22 protein-coding genes are annotated in these 21,467 nt (G+C 32.5%); 3 read left to right on the top strand and 19 right to left on the bottom strand.

The window, feature by feature from the left end:
• Positions 1 to 324: 324 nt before the first annotated feature.
• The 4 genes from PYW31_RS03775 to PYW31_RS03760 form a co-directional block, all read right to left on the bottom strand.
• A complete protein-coding gene (locus PYW31_RS03775; protein WP_046837821.1) occupies positions 325 to 1,935 on the bottom strand; it encodes a CTP synthase in 1,611 nt (536 codons plus the stop codon).
• A gap of 322 nt (positions 1,936 to 2,257) precedes the next feature.
• Positions 2,258 to 2,803, bottom strand: a complete 546-nt coding sequence (rpoE, locus tag PYW31_RS03770) for a DNA-directed RNA polymerase subunit delta (protein WP_046837822.1) — start codon at positions 2,801 to 2,803, stop codon at positions 2,258 to 2,260.
• A 111-nt stretch (positions 2,804 to 2,914) separates the two neighbouring features.
• On the bottom strand, positions 2,915 to 3,775 hold the full coding sequence (locus tag PYW31_RS03765; RefSeq protein ID WP_046837823.1) for a GNAT family N-acetyltransferase: 861 nt from the start codon (positions 3,773 to 3,775) through the stop codon (positions 2,915 to 2,917).
• Between the two features lie 155 nt (positions 3,776 to 3,930).
• Positions 3,931 to 4,059: a hypothetical protein gene (locus PYW31_RS03760; RefSeq protein WP_256201634.1), complete on the bottom strand. Its 129-nt coding sequence runs from the start codon at positions 4,057 to 4,059 to the stop codon at positions 3,931 to 3,933.
• A gap of 262 nt (positions 4,060 to 4,321) precedes the next feature.
• Between PYW31_RS03760 and coaW the strand changes: the two genes are divergently transcribed.
• Positions 4,322 to 5,119 carry a type II pantothenate kinase gene (coaW, locus tag PYW31_RS03755; RefSeq protein ID WP_046837824.1) on the top strand — a complete coding sequence of 266 codons (798 nt, stop codon included), beginning with the start codon at positions 4,322 to 4,324 and terminating at the stop codon, positions 5,117 to 5,119.
• A gap of 101 nt (positions 5,120 to 5,220) precedes the next feature.
• Here coaW and PYW31_RS03750 read toward each other — a convergent pair whose 3' ends face one another.
• From PYW31_RS03750 to PYW31_RS03740, 3 genes are all read right to left on the bottom strand, one after another.
• On the bottom strand, positions 5,221 to 5,886 hold the full coding sequence (locus tag PYW31_RS03750) for a DUF2750 domain-containing protein (RefSeq protein WP_046837825.1): 666 nt from the start codon (positions 5,884 to 5,886) through the stop codon (positions 5,221 to 5,223).
• Between the two features lie 159 nt (positions 5,887 to 6,045).
• Positions 6,046 to 7,242 carry an L-aspartate--L-methionine ligase LdmS gene (gene ldmS / locus PYW31_RS03745; protein WP_046837826.1) on the bottom strand — a complete coding sequence of 399 codons (1,197 nt, stop codon included), beginning with the start codon at positions 7,240 to 7,242 and terminating at the stop codon, positions 6,046 to 6,048.
• On the bottom strand, positions 7,239 to 8,423 hold the full coding sequence (locus PYW31_RS03740; protein WP_046837827.1) for a M20 family metallopeptidase: 1,185 nt from the start codon (positions 8,421 to 8,423) through the stop codon (positions 7,239 to 7,241). Before PYW31_RS03740 ends, ldmS begins: the two co-directional genes overlap by 4 nt.
• A 278-nt stretch (positions 8,424 to 8,701) precedes the next feature.
• Between PYW31_RS03740 and PYW31_RS03735 the strand changes: the two genes are divergently transcribed.
• Positions 8,702 to 9,172 (top strand): S-ribosylhomocysteine lyase, encoded by a 471-nt coding sequence (locus tag PYW31_RS03735; protein WP_046837828.1) that lies wholly within the window; start codon positions 8,702 to 8,704, stop codon positions 9,170 to 9,172.
• Positions 9,173 to 9,290: 118 nt separating this feature from the next.
• Here PYW31_RS03735 and PYW31_RS03730 read toward each other — a convergent pair whose 3' ends face one another.
• The 4 genes from PYW31_RS03730 to deoC form a co-directional block, all read right to left on the bottom strand.
• Positions 9,291 to 9,644 (bottom strand): DoxX family protein, encoded by a 354-nt coding sequence (locus PYW31_RS03730; RefSeq protein ID WP_046837829.1) that lies wholly within the window; start codon positions 9,642 to 9,644, stop codon positions 9,291 to 9,293.
• Positions 9,641 to 10,828 carry a phosphopentomutase gene (deoB, locus tag PYW31_RS03725; RefSeq protein WP_046837830.1) on the bottom strand — a complete coding sequence of 396 codons (1,188 nt, stop codon included), beginning with the start codon at positions 10,826 to 10,828 and terminating at the stop codon, positions 9,641 to 9,643. The genes PYW31_RS03730 and deoB overlap by 4 nt, the downstream gene beginning before the upstream one ends.
• A gap of 11 nt (positions 10,829 to 10,839) precedes the next feature.
• Positions 10,840 to 12,141 carry a pyrimidine-nucleoside phosphorylase gene (locus PYW31_RS03720; RefSeq protein WP_046837831.1) on the bottom strand — a complete coding sequence of 434 codons (1,302 nt, stop codon included), beginning with the start codon at positions 12,139 to 12,141 and terminating at the stop codon, positions 10,840 to 10,842.
• Between the two features lie 63 nt (positions 12,142 to 12,204).
• Positions 12,205 to 12,867: a deoxyribose-phosphate aldolase gene (gene deoC, locus PYW31_RS03715; RefSeq protein ID WP_046837832.1), complete on the bottom strand. Its 663-nt coding sequence runs from the start codon at positions 12,865 to 12,867 to the stop codon at positions 12,205 to 12,207.
• Between the two features lie 180 nt (positions 12,868 to 13,047).
• On the opposite strand from deoC, the gene deoD reads away from it, so the two are divergent.
• The gene (gene deoD / locus PYW31_RS03710; protein ID WP_046837833.1) at positions 13,048 to 13,758 is read left to right on the top strand and encodes a purine-nucleoside phosphorylase; all 711 of its coding nucleotides are present in this window, start codon (positions 13,048 to 13,050) and stop codon (positions 13,756 to 13,758) included.
• Between the two features lie 178 nt (positions 13,759 to 13,936).
• Here the strand turns inward: deoD and PYW31_RS03705 are convergent, their stop codons facing one another.
• From PYW31_RS03705 to PYW31_RS03670, 8 genes are all read right to left on the bottom strand, one after another.
• On the bottom strand, positions 13,937 to 14,383 hold the full coding sequence (locus PYW31_RS03705) for a Dps family protein (protein WP_046837834.1): 447 nt from the start codon (positions 14,381 to 14,383) through the stop codon (positions 13,937 to 13,939).
• A gap of 180 nt (positions 14,384 to 14,563) precedes the next feature.
• Positions 14,564 to 15,427: a ribokinase gene (rbsK, locus tag PYW31_RS03700; RefSeq protein ID WP_046837835.1), complete on the bottom strand. Its 864-nt coding sequence runs from the start codon at positions 15,425 to 15,427 to the stop codon at positions 14,564 to 14,566.
• An 18-nt stretch (positions 15,428 to 15,445) separates the two neighbouring features.
• Positions 15,446 to 15,829 carry a thiol-disulfide oxidoreductase DCC family protein gene (locus tag PYW31_RS03695; protein WP_046837836.1) on the bottom strand — a complete coding sequence of 128 codons (384 nt, stop codon included), beginning with the start codon at positions 15,827 to 15,829 and terminating at the stop codon, positions 15,446 to 15,448.
• Between the two features lie 428 nt (positions 15,830 to 16,257).
• Positions 16,258 to 17,628, bottom strand: coding sequence for an EVE domain-containing protein (locus PYW31_RS03690; protein WP_046837837.1), 1,371 nt, complete (start codon positions 17,626 to 17,628; stop codon positions 16,258 to 16,260).
• A gap of 72 nt (positions 17,629 to 17,700) precedes the next feature.
• Complete coding sequence (locus PYW31_RS03685; RefSeq protein ID WP_046837838.1) at positions 17,701 to 18,681, bottom strand: YeiH family protein; 981 nt, start codon at positions 18,679 to 18,681, stop codon at positions 17,701 to 17,703.
• Positions 18,682 to 18,919: 238 nt separating this feature from the next.
• Positions 18,920 to 19,147 carry a hypothetical protein gene (locus PYW31_RS03680; protein WP_046837839.1) on the bottom strand — a complete coding sequence of 76 codons (228 nt, stop codon included), beginning with the start codon at positions 19,145 to 19,147 and terminating at the stop codon, positions 18,920 to 18,922.
• 20 nt (positions 19,148 to 19,167) lie between these two features.
• Entirely contained in the window at positions 19,168 to 20,109 is a 942-nt protein-coding gene (locus tag PYW31_RS03675; protein ID WP_046837840.1) for a type I phosphomannose isomerase catalytic subunit, read from the bottom strand.
• A 614-nt stretch (positions 20,110 to 20,723) separates the two neighbouring features.
• Positions 20,724 to 21,422 (bottom strand): FadR/GntR family transcriptional regulator, encoded by a 699-nt coding sequence (locus PYW31_RS03670; protein ID WP_046837842.1) that lies wholly within the window; start codon positions 21,420 to 21,422, stop codon positions 20,724 to 20,726.
• Positions 21,423 to 21,467 lie beyond the last annotated feature (45 nt).

The following is a 21,467-nucleotide window of genomic DNA, read 5'->3' as shown; positions in this document are numbered from 1 at the left end:
GAAAGTTCCTCCTTGGTGCTTTAAGCACATATTTTTACAATCTAATTATATCAAAAACACAAACTTTTTGCATTATTCTGTATAATTGTAAGCGTTTTTATTTCATTTTTTATTTTTAAATCCTATAAATGAGTATATTTATCATCTTATTTTTTGTAAAATCACAACTTTACACACTTTCGTTTACAATTACTTATTAAAAATCATATATTTTTATACCAATAACGTTAAATACTATTTTCATCACTAAACTTTATAATTTGAAATTTTAAAAATAAAACGCATGGTTATTTAACTTATAATAAACCATGCGTTTTTTGTATGTTATTTATTTTGTTGATTTTTTAATGACGCTTCGATAAACGCTCTGAAAATTTGTTGTGGACGGTTAGGTCTAGATAAAAATTCTGGATGGAATTGACATGCAACGAAGAAGTCATTTTCAGGAATTTCTACCATTTCAACTAATCTGCCATCAGGGCTAGTACCAGAGAAAACCATTCCTTTAGCTTCTAGCTGTTCTCTATATTCATTGTTAAATTCATAACGATGACGGTGTCTTTCTTCAATATCAGATTCATTATAAATAGAATGCGCTAAAGTACCTTCTTTAATATGACAAGGATATAGTCCTAAACGTAAAGTACCACCTAAATCTTCGATATCTTTTTGTTCTGGTAATAAATCGATAATTGGGTATGGTGTATTTGGATCTAATTCCGCTGAATGTGCACCTTCTAAACCAATTACGTTTCTCGCAAACTCTACAGTTGCTAGTTGCATACCTAAACATATGCCGAAGTATGGTACGTTATTTTCACGAGCATATTTAATTGCTGAAATCTTACCTTCACTCGCACGGAATCCAAATCCTCCTGGAACTAAGATACCATCTACTTCAGATAATATATCTGCTACATTATCATCCGTAACTTCACTTGAATCAATCCATTTCACTTCTATATCTTTCTTGAATGGATAACCTGCGTGTTTTAATGATTCTACTACAGATAAATAAGCATCTTGCAAACTAACATATTTCCCAACTAAACCAATAGTTATTGTTCCTTCTAAACCATTCACGGTATCTAATAGGTGTTGCCATTCATCTAATTGTGTATCATATTTAGCATTGAGTTCTAATCTCTCGATTACAATATCATCCATATCTTGTTTACTCAATTGTAATGGAATTTCATATAATGAATCCGCATCACGACATTCAATAACGCTAGCTTTATCGATATCACAGAATAATGCAATTTTGTCTTTTAAATCTTGCGTTAATTCATATTCAGTACGAACGACAATCAAATCAGGTTGAATGCCTAAACCACGTAACTCTTTAACACTGTGTTGCGTTGGTTTTGTTTTCATTTCTCCTGCCGCTTTAATGTATGGTAATAGCGTACAATGTACATACATTACATTTTCTCGACCTAAATCACTTCTAATTTGTCTAATTGCTTCAATAAAAGGTAATGATTCAATATCTCCTGTTGTTCCACCAATTTCTGTGATAACAACATCAGCATTTGTACTTTCCCCCGCTAATAATAAACGCTCTTTAATTTCATTTGTAATATGAGGAATGACCTGAACAGTTCCACCTAGATAATCTCCACGACGTTCTTTTTTCAATACGTGAGAATATACTTTCCCTGCTGTTACGTTTGAATATTTATTTAAGTTAATATCAATAAAACGTTCATAATGTCCTAAGTCTAAATCTGTTTCTGCACCATCATCCGTCACAAATACTTCCCCATGTTGATATGGACTCATAGTACCTGGATCAACGTTTAAGTATGGATCGAATTTTTGAATTGTTACCTTTAATCCTCTATCTTTTAATAATCTTCCTAATGATGCAGCTGTAATACCTTTACCTAATGAAGAAACGACTCCACCAGTTACAAAAATAAATTTTGTCATGTTATGCCTCCTATTAATAAAACGGTATTTTCTTTCAATACCAGATATTGACACTTTAGTGTTTGATTCGATTCACTTGCTTATTTGTGGTTTATCCTGTTTTACATATTAAAATTATTGTTTAATATTATTGATATGTATTACTGTAATAAACAACTTTTAAAATAAACTAAAACTTTTATAGTAAATAAAATAAAAAAATCGCTCCCTCTCACAAGTTTGTAAGGGGGAGCGTATAATATTTATACACGTCGTCCTAATTAAAGGAGCCCGAATAAAATTTTATCATGTTCACGAGAAAAGTCAATTAAATATCACAGAATTACTTTTCTGTTTCTTCCTCTTCTTCAAAATCTTCTTCTTCTTCTTCGTCATCTAAGTCTTCATCATCTTCATCTATCACGATATCAGATTCATCAATTTCTTCATCAACGTCGTCTTCTTCTGGATCTTCTGGATCATTTAAAGTTTCTTGATCGTCTGTAACAGCTGGAATGTCATCATCATCGTCTGTTTCGTCTTCACCAAGTAATTTTAAGTTTTTATCTTCTTCATCATCTTTATCAAGGATGTCGAATTTTTGGATTGTTGGCGCGATTTTTTCTTCAATATCATCTACTGAATACCAATCACGTAAGCCCCAAATGTTTTCTCCAACATTTAAGAAACGACCATCCGTATTTAAATCAGTGTAAAACTGTACAATTCTATCTTCAATTTCACGATCTTCATAGTGACCAAGTGCTTTAAACTCATCAATAATATCATATAGATTCATCGTATCGCTTTTTTCATGCAATAACGTATAGGCCATATCGATAAATGATTTCTCATCAACCATTTCTTTTGTATAATCTTGAATTCTCATAATTAAATATTCTTCCTTTCAAAGGCATTATCCAAATCAGTACTGTGTTCGTCTTAAATTATATTAACAAATGTAAATTATAAATGACAATATGAGATTTCGCAATCGCTATTAATAATTTAGGTATTTTTCAAAAACGATAAAATCATCTGCGGCATCAATTTCTACAAAATTGCTATTTATGCATAACGGTTTTAATTCGTTATTTTCGCCATATAAAGTTATCGTTAATAATTTAACTCCACCAAACTGTATTCTTATATATGTTGAGAGCTGTCTCAATGCGCTTTCAGCAATACCATGATGCCGTTCTTCTTTATTAACTTCTACTGACGATATGTTCATTCGGTCGTCGTGTTTTTCTAATGCAATAAATCCTACTTTGTAATCATCTTTAAATAAATCAATGATGTGTATATTATAAGGTGTATCATCCGTGCTAGGTTTTAATTTCAAAGAAGATACATATTTTGAATCTAAATCTAAATAATACAAGCGTTCTTTACCAATAGGTCCTTCTTCTTTAGTTGCAGCATGCATAAAACCAGCGCGTTCATATACATTCCAAGCACTTTTATTTTCAGCATCGACAACTAAATATAAATGATTAAACTCCGGAAATAGCAGTTGAACATATTGCGGAAGATGCATCATCATTTTTGTCCCATAACCAAAACCTTGGAAATGCTCATTAATTGATAATGATCTCACGTAAATGACTTGGTTAGGTGTATCGTAACCTTCATGTTGATAATATTGGTGCAACACAAAAAATCCCACTACTTGGCCTTTATCATTTAAAGCAATATTTGGAATTCTATTTTCATCATGAATCGCGTCTTCTAAAACATCTTTAGGTAAAGACGAATAAATTTGTTGGCGCTCATTTAATTTAAAATTATAGAGTTCATCTTTATATTGTTCTTCGTACACTTGAACAGTAATATTTTCGAATTGCTTTTTAATAAACATATTTAATCCCCTATTTAAATCGTATTCATTATCTTACAATACCACTTTTGCAATATTTATAATCTTTATAATTGATGTTTTATTATTTATTTTAAATTTTAAAAATTTATTAACCAAATTACTTTAAACTGGCCTTTATTTGGCCATGCATTGCATTAAAAAATTTTTTCAATAGGCATATGTGTTTTACCCCATTCACACAGCGCATCATATACGCATTGTTGTTCAATCATATCATTAGAAGGTATATGAAATAACGTTGGTGTTGTCATCGCTTCATTCATGACCCTATGTACTTAAAATATGGAATATCACGTTTCATTATTATGTAATTCAGCACGTAACACCCACCATTGGTTTTATTAAGTATTTTTTCTTGTCTTCCAATTAGCATTTCCATAAAAATTAATCGCTTTAATTACATCATTAACTTAAATACATAGGCTTAGTTAAATATTAATTGCGTACTCTTTAACTTCATATTTGATTTTCTAATATTTTATTATAATATTAGTTATAATGTAAAATATTTGGGGGGACGCTTAGATGAAGATTGGCATTGATGCTGGAGGCACTCTAATCAAGATTGTTCAAGAAAATCATGGCAAACGAAAATATAAGACTAAATTAACAACAGAAATTGATGAAGTTATTGCTTGGCTAAATCAACAAGATGGAGCGCATATCAGTTTAACAGGTGGGCAAGCTGCATTAATTCAAAAACAATTAAAGTCTGATTCACAGACATTTGTTGAATTTGACGCTGCTTCAAGAGGTTTAGAAATACTTTTAAAAGAGCAAGGTCACTTTTTAGATGATTATATATTTACCAATGTAGGTACAGGTACTTCATTACACTATTCAAATGGTAAAAGTCAACAACGTGTTGGTGGCGTGGGTACCGGCGGTGGAATGATTCAAGGACTGGGATACTTATTAACAGGCATTAAAGATTATCAAAAATTAACAAACACTGCGCAAAATGGTAATAGAGAAATTATTGACCTAAAAGTTAAACATATATATAAAGACAGTGAACCGCCTTTATCTGGTGATCTAACAGCTGCAAATTTTGGTCATGTCTTACATAACTTAGATCATACCTTTACAGATGCAGATAAATTAGCTTCTGTCATAGGCGTTGTTGGCGAAGTTATTACAACAATGTCAGTGACTGTGGCAAGGGAACATCAAACTGAAAATGTTGCATATATAGGGTCATCATTCCATAACAATGCCTTATTAAGAGAAGTCGTTGAAGATTACACAGTATTACGTGGATGTAAGCCCTATTATATTGAACACGGCGCTTTTTCTGGAGCACTTGGCGCTATTCATTTATAAGTAATTATAAACCAAAAGCGAGTAACGGAATATGTGCGTTACTCGCTTTTTGACATCTCAGACATGTCTAAAAATAATTAAATTTAATCCTCAACCATATATTAGAATGTGAGTTGATCTATAACTTTTTGTGGAGATACTATTGTGCCAATAGCGCCGGGTTTCAAATCAATAGCTACTGCCTTATGATCATCGCGTAAAGTATCTAACCATTCACCAAAGACTTCGCCCTCAATTTCAATGATTTCACATTCTTCAAAATCTGCATTTCTTACTTTTTCTGCTCTATTTCTAATACTCCAAACTGGCATGATTTGCGGCTTATCTGGTCGATCATCACTTATTAATATGAATCTCTTTTCATTTTTGTTTGTGAGCCCAAATACCGCATCATCTTTTGCTACATCCTTAACAAATTCTTTCAAACGAATATGATCTAAATCAGACATCATTTCGTCCGCCACTTTATAAATATCTATTAAATCTCCATCTGTATGAGTCACAGGGTTCATCAATATTTCTTCGCCTTCATCAAACACTTTTTCCATTTCATAAGTGACAAATCGATCAACATCAAGTTGTTTAATGTGGCTATACTCAATTTCATGTTTGTCTAAAAATGACTTAGCTTTTGCTTTGTCTGTCCAAACGCATACAATATCCTTACCCAAAATCTCATGTTTGATTAATTGTTTTGATTTTGTAGCAACGTAAAACACTTCATTTACTAAAATATCTTGATAAAATGAACTTTCTTTGTAAGACATTCTAACACCTTCAATTCATTTTTAATAAAGTACCTATACTGTGAATATAAATAATTCTGTAGTGATAGTCAATCTCTATTTCATCCCTATAGGTTAAGGCTTATAACGCCTATGGTGTACGTTGAGCCATAGATACCAGAATTGTTTCGAATTTTATATTCAATTTACATCTAGTTCTTTTAAAAATTGTTGCTCAATTGCTTCAATTTCCGCTTTTGATTCGCCATGCCATATGCACCCAAATCTTGATTTTACGTCTTCATTATCATACCAATCACCATCATAATATGATAATGGGAATAACACACCTTTATTAACATATTTTAGAATTGTATTAAAAAAATGTGCATTATCAACGGAGGATATATAACTATAAAATTTGTGATAGCCTTTGTCTAATAATGGCTCAAGTAATAACATACTTGTAGAACCATTTTGTCTAAAGTTCAAATCAATAGCATAAACGTCTCCATTTTTATCTAATAATAAATCGAATCCTGCTACTCCATAGTAACCTTTAGAAACCCCTATTTCCATAATTTCTCTACCCGCTTCAATAACTGTTTCAGGTACTTGTTGCACATTTTGATTTCCTTTATAATGACCATATTTTCCTGTTAGCTGTTCAGAGGTTCCTATATATCTAATACCTTCTTGTTCTGAATATGCATATTGAACACAATAATTTGCTATAGCTTCTACTTTTTGTTCAATAATTATACTATCTGTTTCTTCTTGCGCAGCCATAATACGCGTTGTCGCCTTAGTTAAATCATGCTCATTATAACAAATCATAACACCATAACCGCCTGCAGTAGGCAAATCATCTCCAGGCTTTAGCACAAATGGGAAATTCCACTTCGATACTGCATCCGTGAAATGCTGGATATCAATCACTTCTCTATTTGGCAAATATTTATAATTTGTCCATTCTGGTATACGCGCTTTGTTATTTAATGCCGAAAATATATCTTTATCTAATGCATAAAATGATTTATTTAGAATCGTTTCATCATGAATATATTGAAAATATATTTTTTTATTTTCTTTATGTGCTAAATATTTAATTAATTGCTCATAGCTCTCTTGATCTTTGAACTTAAACACATTTGTAGGCATAGTTTTACCAATTGTTTCTAATAACGTCTTCAATTTATCTGTAACACTTGCCTCGTGTACAATAACTGGTAATTGATTTGCTATGATAAGTTCTCGACCAGTTAAAAAATTGGATTGGTGTTCTTCTGGTTCCAACCAAGGATTTGAAATATAGGATGGCCTAGACGTATAAACGATATTCGAATCATAAAGATCACTAAGGGTTAGTTTAGGACTTAGAGAGCTTCGATTTGTCATTTCTTGTGCTCCTTTATAAATTGATGTTGTTCAATTATGGATTCAAATAATGTTTGGTTTTCAATTAATTCTAATCCCATTAATGATAAGATTTTAGCTCCTCTAATTAGCGCTTGATCACCATGCGTACTACCTGCTGCTTCACGAAAGCGATGGGTATGTCCAACTAAGTTACGTGACCCTATTTTAATGTGCGGATGAATGGTTGGTACGATATGACTCACATTTCCAGTATCTGTAGAACCATATCCAAAATCATCATCAATCACTGCTTCCCCCATTTCGGTAGCATATTTCGCAAACAGGTCGTCTAACTTAGATGTTTTTATAAATTCATTCACACCATTTTGTATAGGTCCAAATTCATAGTCACAACCTGTTTGAATAGCGGCACCTTTAGCTATTTGACCCACACGCTCTGTTAACACATCTAACTCTTTACGCGAGGTAGCTCTTGTATAGAATCTAGCATGTGTAAAGTCTGGAATAATATTTGCTGCTTTACCTCCATCTAAAATTACACCATGTACGCGCTGACTTTTTTTAATGTGTTGGCGTAATTGGGAGACCCCATTAAAATAAGAAATCATAGCATCAAGCGCATTTCTTGCTTCATCTGCATTTTCAGACGCATGCGTACTTTTACCATAAAATTTTATATCTAAAACATCTACAGCCAAAGTATTTATCGTTCTATAAGTTTCATTGCCAGGATGAACCATTAGAGCTACGTCTAATTCATCGATAACGCCTTCTTTTACGTACGTAGCTTTAGCGCTGCCATTTTCACCGCCTTCTTCTGCTGGGCAACCTAACACAACTACTTTACCACCAATTTTATTGATGACTTGTTTTAAAGTTATACCCGCTAATACACTAGCAGTACCTATAATATTATGGCCACATGCATGTCCTAACCCTGGTAGTGCATCGTATTCTGCTAAATACCCTATTGTCGGACCTGGTTGTCCTGAATCATAACGTGCAATAAAACCTGTCGCATGACCCGCGATATCTGTCTCTAATTCAAAGTCATGTCTTGTTAAATTTTCAATGAGTGTTCTAGCAGCAAAAATCTCTTCATTACCCAATTCAGGTCTTTGATGAATTTGGTGACTTATTTCCAAATAATTAAGTTTTTCGTTCTCTATATAATCTAAGATAATTTGTTTGTTTTCCATATACTCCACTTACCTCCTAAGATACAACAACATTGTCAATTGCTTGAATAATATGCAATAAGTAAAAAAGCAATATCATATCCCCATATTATTCTATATACACAAAACACATTTTAATTATTACTTATTTTATCGGCTTTATAAGTTTCTGTCATCAATTATCTGAAATTTTAGTAAATATCTTTCTTTATCTTTGTATCTATACCACATTTCAGAAATTGTAAATACTTAGCCTTCTTGTTACAATTAATTTACTGAACATATTAGGAGGATATAACATGCCAAAAATGAACGTTGAAAGTTTCAATTTAGATCACACAATCGTCGATGCACCTTTTGTTAGATTAGCTGGCAAAATGGAAGGCGCTAATGGAGATGTTATTCATAAATACGATATTCGCTTTAAACAACCGAATAAGGAACACATGGAGATGCCAGGATTACATTCACTAGAACACTTAATGGCTGAAAACATTAGAAATCACTCTGATAAAGTCGTTGATATTAGCCCTATGGGTTGCCAAACAGGTTTCTATGTTTCATTTATTAATCACGATGACTATGAGGATGTTTTAAATATTATTGAACAAACTATTCATGATGTCTTAAATGCATCAGAAGTTCCAGCGTGCAATGAAGTACAATGTGGTTGGGCAGCAAGCCATTCACTTGAAGGCGCTAAAGAAATTGCACAAACCTTTTTAGATAAAAGATCTGAATGGCATGATGTATTTGGTGAAAATAAATAAAAGTCTAGGCTATATCTCCTAGCATAATAATAAAGCCTCAACAGAATTTAAAATGTCTGTTGGGGCTTTGATTTATACACTTACACTATCATTACTGATACAATTGTGCTTTTTATTATTATAATTTATGAATAACTCTCATCATTACAAATTGTAATGGAAGTCGACTATATAAAGCCCATTTAGGTAATTTTTTATCACCTAAAGGAATGTTATGTTGGGCCATATAAATGTTTGCCGGTAACACTGCTAATAAAAATGCATTGATTCCTCTTTTTAAACACAATGATGGTCGTTTAGAAATTAATACTATCCCAAACACAATTTCAAACACACCAGTTATAAGTACTGCTGCCTTTCTAAATGGTAAGTAGTCTGGAACAATATTTCTAAAACTTTCTTCATTTTTAAAATGTAATAATCCTATTATACTAAAAGCTATACCGATGATGATACGAAGCAACTGCCTCATCTTTCTACACCCATTTCTTTCAAATAACTTTTCCCAAATTCAGGTAATTTCACATTGAAATTATCCGCAATCGTAGCACCTATTGAACTAAATGTATCATCTGTTGAAAGCTCATGGTATTTATCGATTTTGGGACTAAACATAAGTACTGGAATATACTCTCTTGTATGATCAGTGCCCTCAGCCGTTGGATCGTTTCCGTGATCGGCTGTAATAATGACTAAATCATCTTCTCTCAAATTATCTATAAGTTCGGGTAACCGTTCATCAAATGCTTTAATCGCTTGGGCATAGCCTGATTTATCACGACGATGACCATACAAAGCATCAAAATCAACTAAATTTAAAAAGCTCAAACCATTAAAATCATGTTTTACAGTGTCTATGAGTTTATCCATACCGTCCATATTATCTTTAGTACGTACAGATTCTGTTACCCCTTCACCATCAAAAATATCATTAATTTTTCCTAAGGCAATAACATCATAGCCTCCATCGCTCAACTCATTCATAACTGTTTTACCAAATGGTTTCAATGCATAATCATGTCTATTCGATGTCCTTTGAAAAGCACCTGGCTCACCTAAATAAGGCCTAGCAATAATTCTACCTATTAAATATTTGGGATCTTTCGTTAATTCTCTTACTTTTTCACAAATATCATAAAGTTCTTCTAAAGGTATGATATCTTCATGTGCAGCTATTTGAAGTACAGGATCAGCAGAAGTATAAACGATTAAGTCGCCTGTCTTCATTTGATGTTCGCCCCATTCATCGATAATTTGCGTACCAGAAGCAGGGCGATTCGCTACAACTTTACGTCCAGTCATTGTTTCAATTTCAGTAATAAGTTCATCTGGAAACCCTTCTGGGTACACTTTAAATGGTTGCATGATATTTAAACCCATAATTTCCCAATGACCTGTCATTGTATCTTTGCCTACTGATGCCTCACTCATTTTAGTATAAAACGCTTGAGGTGTTGTTTCTTTGTCAATTACTGGTAAATCATCAATATTACCTAATCCTAATTTTTGTAAATTGGGTAACGTCTGATTAAAACCTTCTAATGTATGCTTTAATGTATGACTACCTTCATCATTAAATGCTTTTGCATCAGGACCTTCACCAATACCTACTGAGTCCATTACGATTAAGTGTACTCTTTTAAAAGGTGTAGTCATTATGTCCACTCCTATTCTGTAATAATTTTATGAATCAATGTTGGTGCTTCTCCCTGTTCACTTACTGTAATACTTTGATTTAACTTTTCTATCACATCATCAATGTTGTCTCGATTACTGTGTATTGTTAGTAACGCGTCACCTTCACTAACTTTATCTCCAACTTTTTTGTGTAGTACCAGACCAACACTAAGATCAATATCGTCTTCTTTCGTTTGTCTACCTGCACCTAACATCATTGAAGCTACACCCACTTCATTGGCAATAATTTCAGTCACAACGCCAGATGATTGCGCTGGTAATTCAATTTTATATTTAGCTTGAGGTAATTGAGACAAGTCATCTACAACTGAACCATCGCCGTCTTGATTTTCTAAAAACGTTCTAAATGTCTCTAATGCTGATTCATCTTCAATTGCTTGTTGAAGCATTGTACGTGCTTCCTCTAGGTCTTTAGCTTTCCCGCCTACTACAATCATTTGGGAACCTAAAGTCATGACTAATTCAGTTAAATCTTCGGGTCCTTTGCCTTGTAGCGTTTCAATGGCCTCTTTAACTTCTAAAGCATTACCTATAGCATTACCTAATGGTTGACCCATATCAGAAATAATTGCCATTGTATTTCTACCTACATTATTACCAATGCTAACCATAGCGTGTGCTAATGCTTCAGCATCTTCTAATGTTTTCATAAATGCACCGTTACCTGTTTTCACATCTAAAACAATAGCATCGGCACCAGCAGCAATTTTTTTACTCATTATTGATGATGCTATTAATGGTATTGAATTTACTGTGCCTGTAACATCACGTAAACCGTATAATTTTTTATCTGCAGGCGTTAAATTGCCTGTTTGTCCTATTACAGCAACTTTAGATTCATTAACCAGTTTAACAAATTTTTCCTCACTGATTTCAACATGGAATCCTTTGACAGATTCTAACTTATCAATTGTCCCACCTGTATGACCTAGTCCTCTACCACTCATTTTAGCGACTGGTACGCCAACTGATGCAACTAAAGGTGCAAGTACCAATGTTGTTGTATCGCCAACGCCACCTGTAGAATGTTTATCAACTTTGATACCATTTATATCCGATAAATCAATGACATCTCCTGAATTGACCATTGCCATAGTCAAAGCTGCTCTTTCTTCATCATTCATATCTTGAAAAAATACCGCCATAGCTAGACTAGAAGCTTGATAGTCTGGAATATCACCATTAGTATAACCAGTGATAAAAAATTCAATTTCTTCTTGAGTAAGTGCTTGGCCATCACGTTTTTTTTCAATTAAATCTACCATTCTCATATCAGTAGACCTCCCCTTTTGTATATCATGCTTATTCATAGATAAGTATACTATTCTTTAAAATTAGTAATCAGAGTCACTTTCTAAGCCTTGAATAATTTGAACTCCTGCGCTAGCGCCGATACGTGTAGCACCCGCTTCAATCATATTATTAAAATCTTCTAAATTTCTTACGCCACCTGATGCTTTCACTTCTAAAGCATCACCAACAGTATCTTTCATTAATTTAACATCTTGTGGAGTAGCTCCGCCGCCTGCGAAACCAGTCGATGTTTTAACGAAATCAGCACCTGCTGCTTTACTCAATTCACAAGCTTTTACCTTCTCATCATCTGTTAATAAACATGTTTCGATAATAACTTTTACCGTCTTACCATTAGCAGCAGCTACTACACCTTCGATATCTTTTTGAACTTCTTCATAACGTCCATCTTTTAAAGCACCAATATTGATAACCATATCTACTTCTGATGCGCCATTATTTATAGCATCTTCTGCTTCAAATACTTTTGATTTTGTAGTTGTTGCACCTAATGGAAAACCTATCACTGTACATACTAAAACATCTGAATTGCCTAACAACTCAGCTGCATACTTCACATGTGTAGGGTTAATACAAATAGATTTAAAATTAAAATCTTTTGCCTCTTCAATAATTTTATCAATTTGCACTCTTGTTGCTTCAGGCTTAAGTAGTGTATGATCTATATACTTTGCGTAATTCATTTGGAATCCTCCTAATTTTTTGTTTATAAAAATATGTTCAATATCGCTTACAATTATAAAGCAAAATTAAAAACTTATCCTTAATAAACTTTCCCTTTAACCCTTATACTACAAAAATTCGCAAAAATAATAAACAAATGTTATCTTTAAATTGATAAGAATTTAAAGGAGAAGATGATTATGACAAAAGGTACACCTCATATTCAACCTAACGGGACTAAAATTGCAAAGACTGTATTGATGCCGGGAGATCCACTTCGTGCAAAATACATAGCCGATAATTATTTAGAAAATGTTGAACAATTTAATGAAGTAAGAAATATGTTTGGTTATACTGGCACATATAAAGGTAAAGAAATTTCAGTTATGGGCTCTGGCATGGGTATACCAAGTATTGGTATTTACTCTTATGAGTTATACAATTTCTTTGATGTTGATACTATTATCCGTATCGGATCTTGTGGTGCATTACAAGACAATGTTAATCTTTACGATATTATTATAGCGCAAGGTGCTTCTACGAACTCTAGTTATGTAGATCAATATAATATCCCTGGCCACTTTGCTCCTTTAGCTGATTTTGACTTAATCTTGAAAGCTAAACAAAAGGCTGATGACATTGGTGCAACTACACATGTAGGTAATATTTTATCTTCTGATACTTTCTATAATGCAGATGAGACATTTAATGAAAGATGGCAACGCATGGGTATATTAGGAATAGAAATGGAATCTGCTGCTTTATACTTAAATGCTACGTATGCTAACAAAAAAGCGTTAGGTGTATTTACTGTTAGTGATCATATTTTGCGTAATGAAGCAACTACTGCAGAAGAACGTCAAAATTCGTTTACTCAAATGATGGAAATCGCACTTGAAATGGCTGAATAATTTTCGTCATTTATAACATTTTGGGAATACAAAAGCCGGTAAAGGAAACCCTTTACCGGCTTAATTTTATACATAGTGTTTTCTTAGTTTATCTTTTAAGTTGGTTGATCCATACGCTATATGTATTTATAAAGAGGATTAGATTTTTAAATCTAGTCCTCTTTTATTATATCTCGTATTATTGTCCTAAATAAGATTTTAACATCCAATTATGTTTATCAATATTAGTACGCATACCGATAAACATGTCTTCTGTTACATCATCATTAGCATTTGAAGCTACTTCTATTGCTTCTTCTAATTGTTTTGAAACATTTGTGAAATCTTTAGATAATTCTTCTACCATTTCTTCAGCTTTATAACCTTTGCCAGCTTCTTTAATAATTGAAAGTTCTAAACTTTCTTTTAAAGTTGCTACAGGATTGCCTCCTGCTGCTAAAATACGTTCAGCTAAATCATCTATATATTGGCTTGCTTCATCATATAACTCTTCAAATTTTGTGTGTAAAGAGAAGAAATTTGGCCCTTTAACATACCAATGAAAATTGTGTAATTTGGTGAACGCTACTGTCCAGTTTGCTACTTGTTGATTTAATACTACTACTACGTCTTCATTTTTTGCCATGTTTAAATCTCTCCTTTAAATTTCGTTGTTAGTTCGAAAAAACAACTCATGTTCTTGATTACATTAATTATTATATAATAATAATTATAATCTGTAAAGGGTGATAGCTCTCTAAATTAGAATTATTTTAAATTAAGAACTAGCGCTATCACATTGAATATATACCCTGATTATCCATCGTTAATCTAAGTCTTTTCTGTATGGCATAGCGCTTTGCGCACCTAATCCTGTTATAGCATAACTGCCCGCTAAATTTGCAAATGCAACTGCATCATCAAGTGTTTTATTTTCAATTAGTGCCACTGCCAATGCACCGTTAAATGTATCTCCAGCCCCAGTAGTATCAATGACTTCTTTCTTATAACCTGCTACAAGCCGTTGAGAATCGCTATAGAAAACCGCTCCTGATGCGCCTTTTGTGACTATCAATTTATTAGGATAATTTGTTAATGCTTTATCCACCTGATTTTCAAATAATAATTCACTTTCTGATTCATTTGGCGTAACCCAAGTCACTTTTTCTATAATGTCATGATCAAGCTTACGATAAGGTGCAGGATTTAATATGACTTTCATATCATGTTTCTCTGCAAAACTAACTACCGCTGCTATTGTTTCTTCAGGTATCTCATGTTGCATGACGATAATATCTCCAGCATTAAAATGCTCTAACTTAGGTAATACTTTATCAGCTGTAACATAACTGTTAGCAGCCGGTACAACTATAATACGGTTATCATCTTCAAATAATGTAATATGAGCTGTCCCAGATGCTTCATTTTCTATTATATCTATATAATCTGTATTTACATTGTTTTGTTCTAAGTTTCGAATAATCTGTTTTCCATATTCATCTTCACCTACTGCACCAATCATATATACGTTATCACTTAAACGTGCTGCTGCTACAGCTTGGTTAGCCCCTTTTCCACCAGGTGTAGTAAAAAATGTATCTCCCATCACCGTTTCACCCGCTTTAGGTATCATGTTTGTTTTCACTACTAAGTCTATGGACGCACTGCCGACTACAATAATATTTCCCATTTTGCTTCCTCCGTCTATTCAGTCAATAAAAAATGTTTTTTCATATTCATTAGGCTTATGCCAATGTGTTTTCCACATTCTATTTCTATTATCTGCAAATAAATTATATCCTAAATCTCTTAAAATTTTAGGCGTCAATTTTAGTAATATACCTAGCCATTTATAAGTTGTCAGTGACATAATTAAAGTAGCAATCGCATCTGACTTATATTGTAAATGATCTCCTTCTTGTAATATCACACTATTATATTGACGTGCTTCTGGATAATTTTCTAACAAGTTTTGTGCTGTTTCACCTTGTAATTGTGCAAATTGATAACGACTTGATAGCCCATTTTTGATGAGCCAAATCGCATAATTATAGCAATAAACACAAGTACCATCATAATAAATAATTGGCATATCAATACACATCCTAACAGTATAAAATTTTCTTTCTTTTAAGATTCGAATATGTTCAGTCTCTCTATATATTATATCCTAAATTCACCAAAATAAATCATATAACCCCTTATAAAAGTATGCGCTTCCAACAAATATTACTATACACTACATTTTATAAAAAATGTTATGAAAAATTAGAAGCGTTTAGCTATGTACGAAGTTGGAAACCAGATGAAATTATATTTCTATCTTTTATCTTCTATAAATAGCACATTACTTGAAATTCAATATGGTACTATAGCCACTATATATACTGGATTTCAAACATAGGGCAAAATGCTTACAAGTATGAATATCTTAAAAAACACCGCCAAACGAATTAAGTTTGGCGGTGTTTTGAAGTTCTAGCTCCAAAATGAATTAATTGAGTAATTTTTATTCATTCACTATACGTCTTGATTCACTTTTACAATTCGCGCATATTTTAAAAATTGTTCTGTATACTTACGTTTAATTTCATTCAAATCATCATAAGTAATACCTACAATATGCCAATTAGGATTAAAGTGATAGAATGAATCCTTTTTCCTTGACCATTTAATCATATTACCTTCTTTATTATAACGTGGTAAAGTCATTTCGTAACCTTCTAAAACGTTAATGTACGTTTGGAATATATCTGGATCAATGCGGTTAAAATTATCTATAACTAAATGGCTTTTATCTTTGCGTGGCATTAGACTTGTAATAAATCCTTCTCTGTAATACAGTGCGCCAGCTTCATTAGGTAAATATTTACCATAAAGCATGTTCTCAGTGAAATCCGGGTGTCCCGCAATAATAACTGGATTGGCATTTGCTTTTTGCAATAAATCTTCAGCAGCTTTTAAGCCCTCACCTTTATCTACCAAAAGTAATATAAATGGTTTGATATCTTCGTCAGGTTTATCAATGATATTATCACTCTTAACAGCCTCAAATTGAGATTTCAATCCATCATTTTCACTCATTTCAAGTATTGCTTCAAATTGAGTTTGTGACATACTCGCTATTGCTTGCTTGGCATTCTCTTGCAAGTAATATAAATTTTTTAATTTTGGATGTTTATTTAATGTCCCTAATGATACGGGATCAATTTCTTGTTCAAAATACACTTCGATAGCTGTGCTGTTTGTTCTACCCGGAATTGGGGCTTTTTCATGTATATGTCGGCTTACTTCACCAACGCCAATTACAGATTGGTCCCGCTTTTTATTATAAAAAATGATTTGGTCACCAATTTCAAGTTGAGTATAAAAATGGTACCCATTACGTTTTATGCCATTATAAGTATGTGTATATATCGTATTATAAGATTTCGGCTCAAATTCTACTTCTTCAGCTATGAAGAAATACCTAGGTATCTTAGCCTCACCTTTACCTAAACGGACAATTAAATCAAATTCGTCCTGTGATATTTCATTAAATAATGTTTCTTTCATATTTCTTATTCTAAACTCTAATTGTTCACTTCGTTTTAAATAGTCTGTTGTTAATGGTTTAAGTTCCTCTTGTAATTGAAATTGCACACGAATTTTATTTTGAGCACCCGTTTGTACGCTGGTAATTTCACCACACCCTAATAAACCAGTATCCATTTGGACTTGATAAAAGATAACACGATCTCCCACTTTAGCTTGTTTGAAAGATCTGAAACCTTGTGAAGGATTAAATTGTGCACCTGATTCAAATAATGTCTCTTGCCCAACTAAAGATTCGTTATGATTCCAGCGATTATATCCGCAATTCAACCAAAAATAACTTATTTCCTCTGCCATTTAGATACTCCTTATCTCATGTAAAAATTCTATCTTTCCTATTATATGCAAAAAGTACTTATGTAACAATCATTACAATAAGTTTATTAATTTCATAGTAAGTAAGCTTGTTACAATAACTACAATCCACGTGATTAAACCTATAAATAGCGGTTTAAAACCGGCTTGTCTAAACTGTCTAAATTGAACTGTTAATCCAATGCCGCCCATTGCCATAGTAATTAAAAACAAGGAAAGTTGATGAAAAATATTAATTATTGTAGGGGAAAAGTTTAAAATTGTACTAATCAGTGATGCTACTACAAACCACATTATGAACCAAGGAAATACATTTTTCACTGCTATCTTAGACTGTTCTGATCGTGCTTGACGAATAGTTCTGTATGTAAAGAATAATACAACTGGTATTATCATTAAAGTTCTCGTTAATTTTGTAATTGCACCAGTTTCTAATGCTGTATTACCATAGTTTGAAGTCGCTGCTATTACGCTTGAAGTATCATTAATAGCCGTGCCTCCAAAATATCCAAATGCTACTTCCCCCATATTTAGAACATGTCCTAACGGCGGAAAAATGAACACTGCAATTAAGTTGAATAAAAAAATTGTGGCAATCGCCAAAGCAACTTCACTTTCTTTAGCTTTAATTACAGGACTTGTTGCTGCAATAGCTGAACCACCACAAATAGATGTTCCTACAGCTATTAAAATACTTAAATTCTCACTAGTCCTCAACCATTTCATCAATAAATAAACGGTAAGAAATGCTGCGCCTAATGTGATAATTATAATTGGAAGTGACTTCCATCCTATCGCCCCTATAGAGTGAAAACTCAATGTAAATCCTAATACTACAATGCTATAATGCAAGATTTTTTTACTACTGAATTGGATGCCCGCTTCATATTTTTTAGGGATCACAAACAAATTATTAATAATGATACCTATAACAATCGCAAAAATTGCACTACCTACTACTGGAAATTTACTCCCTAATATTGTTGCAACCATTGCGATTACTAAGGTCATGATAATTCCTCTAGTCTTATTCACCTTTCCACCTCCAATTCAAATTCCATTTTACCATATTTTTATTTAAATAAACTGCATAGATAAATAGCATGTTATTTAATTTTATTTTATTGATTATCTTGTCATCAATTAAGATTGTTGAGCTTATTTCAAATATTTAATCCTCCTACTGTTTCATAATGCTTAGAATGACATAAGAAAATCAACTCATAAAAAAAGTATCTTTTACACGTATGTAAAGATACTTTTTATTTAACTATTAGGCTACTGTCAAAGCGCCCATGATTGGCATAAAATTAATTAATACGCCGCCTAACTTTAATAAACCACTTATTTCTTTGTCAGGAATTGTAATCAGTGCTGTAACTATGCCAAGTACACCAATCGTAATTGGAAATGCTAGCGAAGGATAATCAGGTATTTTCAGAAATATGCCTATGCCAGATATAATTCCACATATTAATGATATATACAAAAATTTATACATTTTTTATGACCCTCCTTTTACTATAAGTAACTTACTATCAATTCATAATCACCTTCAAAAATTGTATCTAAATCTTCTGAAGTTAAAATAAAATTTTGGCCTTTATTCAATGTATAAACTTCACCATCTACTATAACTTGACCTTGTCCTTTCAGTACTGAAACTAACACAAACTCTCTCGGTTTCATATAATTTAATGTACCTGAAATTTCCCATTTCACCATAGTAAAAAAATCATTAGATACTAACTGTATCCGTTTATGATTTTCAACAATTTCTGTATCGGTTGATATATTGATGCTTTCATTAGAGACTTCAATCACATCTTTTGCTTTGCTTTGGCTTAAGGGACGTGTATGACCCGCTTCATTTTCTCGATTATAGTCATATACTCTGTATGTTACATCCGAAGATTGCATTGTTTCATATACTAGTATACCAGCACCAATCGAATGAATCGTCCCTGCAGGAATGAAATAAAACTCTCCTGGCTTAACTTTAACTTTATTAAACATTGATGATTCATATTGTGCTTCATTTAGTTTATCTATTGCATTTTCTTTAGTATCTATATTAAGACCGTATATAATTTCAGCGTCTTTTTCAGCATCCACGATGTACCAACACTCTGATTTACCATATTGCCCTGCTTCATTTTCATAAGCATATGCATCATCAGGATGTACATGAACTGATAATGCTTTCTTAGCGTCTACTATTTTAGTCATTAAAGGAAAATCCTTACTCGGAAAATCTCCAAATAATTCTCTATGTTCATTCCACACTTGATCTAAAGTTTGCCCTTGATATGGTCCATTTAATATTTCACAGCTACCGTTGGGATGTGCGGATATGCCCCACACTTCTCCGATATTGTCACTAGGGATATTATAGCCAAACGATTTAAGTCTGCTACCACCCCATATTTTTTCATGAAATATTGGCTTCAAAAATAACGCCATGAATCACACCTCCAAATTCTTAAGTTGATTAATACTTTACTTTTTATCTATTTTTTTATCGTATACAAGTCACTGCTTATGTATCTATGTATTTTTTATGTTTTTCTGAACTATTGTGATTGTATCATAGATTTAAACTTACTATGAAAGTATATATTGAGATTTTAATAACTTATGCTGTCCTTGATGATATCACCACACTCATATGACGGTTTCTTACATTAGTTTCGCCCAACCTCATATATACAAATTACAATAATATATTTGTTAAATTGTTTTTGATTAGTTTTTAAATTGTTTTTAAATTTATCTTGCCAAATGATTACTTCAAATAGTATAATGACAAAAGAGTTACGGAAACGTGCTCTACTCGTGTTACATATAAGGTAATTACATGATGAATTATACACTTGAAAAAGGTTAAGTACTTTTTCAAAAATATAAAATTTGCTATTAAGTCCAAACTCCGGAAAAGTTTGGGCTTTTTTAATTTGCTGTGCTCCCATTTAACTCCATTGCAGCACTTAGTTTCAACCCAAGCTAACATACTTTAACTATACAATTATAAAAATGCCATTTCAATTTATATTTTGAAATGGCATTTTATTATTGTATTACTGCTCTTTAAAATTTGCTAAAATTGTTACTTTGACTTCTAGCAAATGAGATTGCATAGCCTTAACAGCACGTTTACTATCTTGCTCAAGAATAGCATTATAAATAGCTACATGTTCTTCATGTAATCTATGCATTGTTTTTTGAGCACTATAGATAAATATTTTACGTGTTTCTTCCATAGAATCTTTCATCAGTCCTGAAATATTATTTAACAATTCAACTAATAGGGAATTTTGCGCTGCTTTAGCAATTAATAAATGAAACCTTAAGTCTGCCTTTTCACCTGAAGTCCCATCTGTGACAGCCTCTCCCATTTCATTTAATGCTTCTTCCAGCCTCTTTAAATCCTCTTCACTTCGATTTATGGCAGCCTTTTCAACTGTAGAACTTTCTACAATTTCTCTTAACTCTAGTAGTTCTTTAATTTGTACTACGGAATTAAATTTATCACCTAATTCAAAGAATTTAGGTTCAATTTGTTTGATAAACGTTCCATATCCTTGCTTTAACTCAATAACCCCTATTGTTCGTAGCGCATTCAACGCCTCCCTAATCGATGCCACGCTTACCCCATAAGTCTGAGCTAACTTTTGAATAGAAGGTAATTTATCTCCTACCTTGTACTCACCTGACTTAATACTTTCTAATATAATATCTGCAACTTGTTCATAAATTTTTTTGTTTGAAATTTTCATGATTACCTCCAAACGATATGTACTATTGTATCAAATTTATACCAT

It is taken from the genome of Staphylococcus succinus, from assembly GCF_029024945.1.
Taxonomy (GTDB): domain Bacteria; phylum Bacillota; class Bacilli; order Staphylococcales; family Staphylococcaceae; genus Staphylococcus; species Staphylococcus succinus.
Note: the sequence above shows the minus strand (reverse complement) of the source record. Positions and strands in the feature narration are given on the sequence as shown.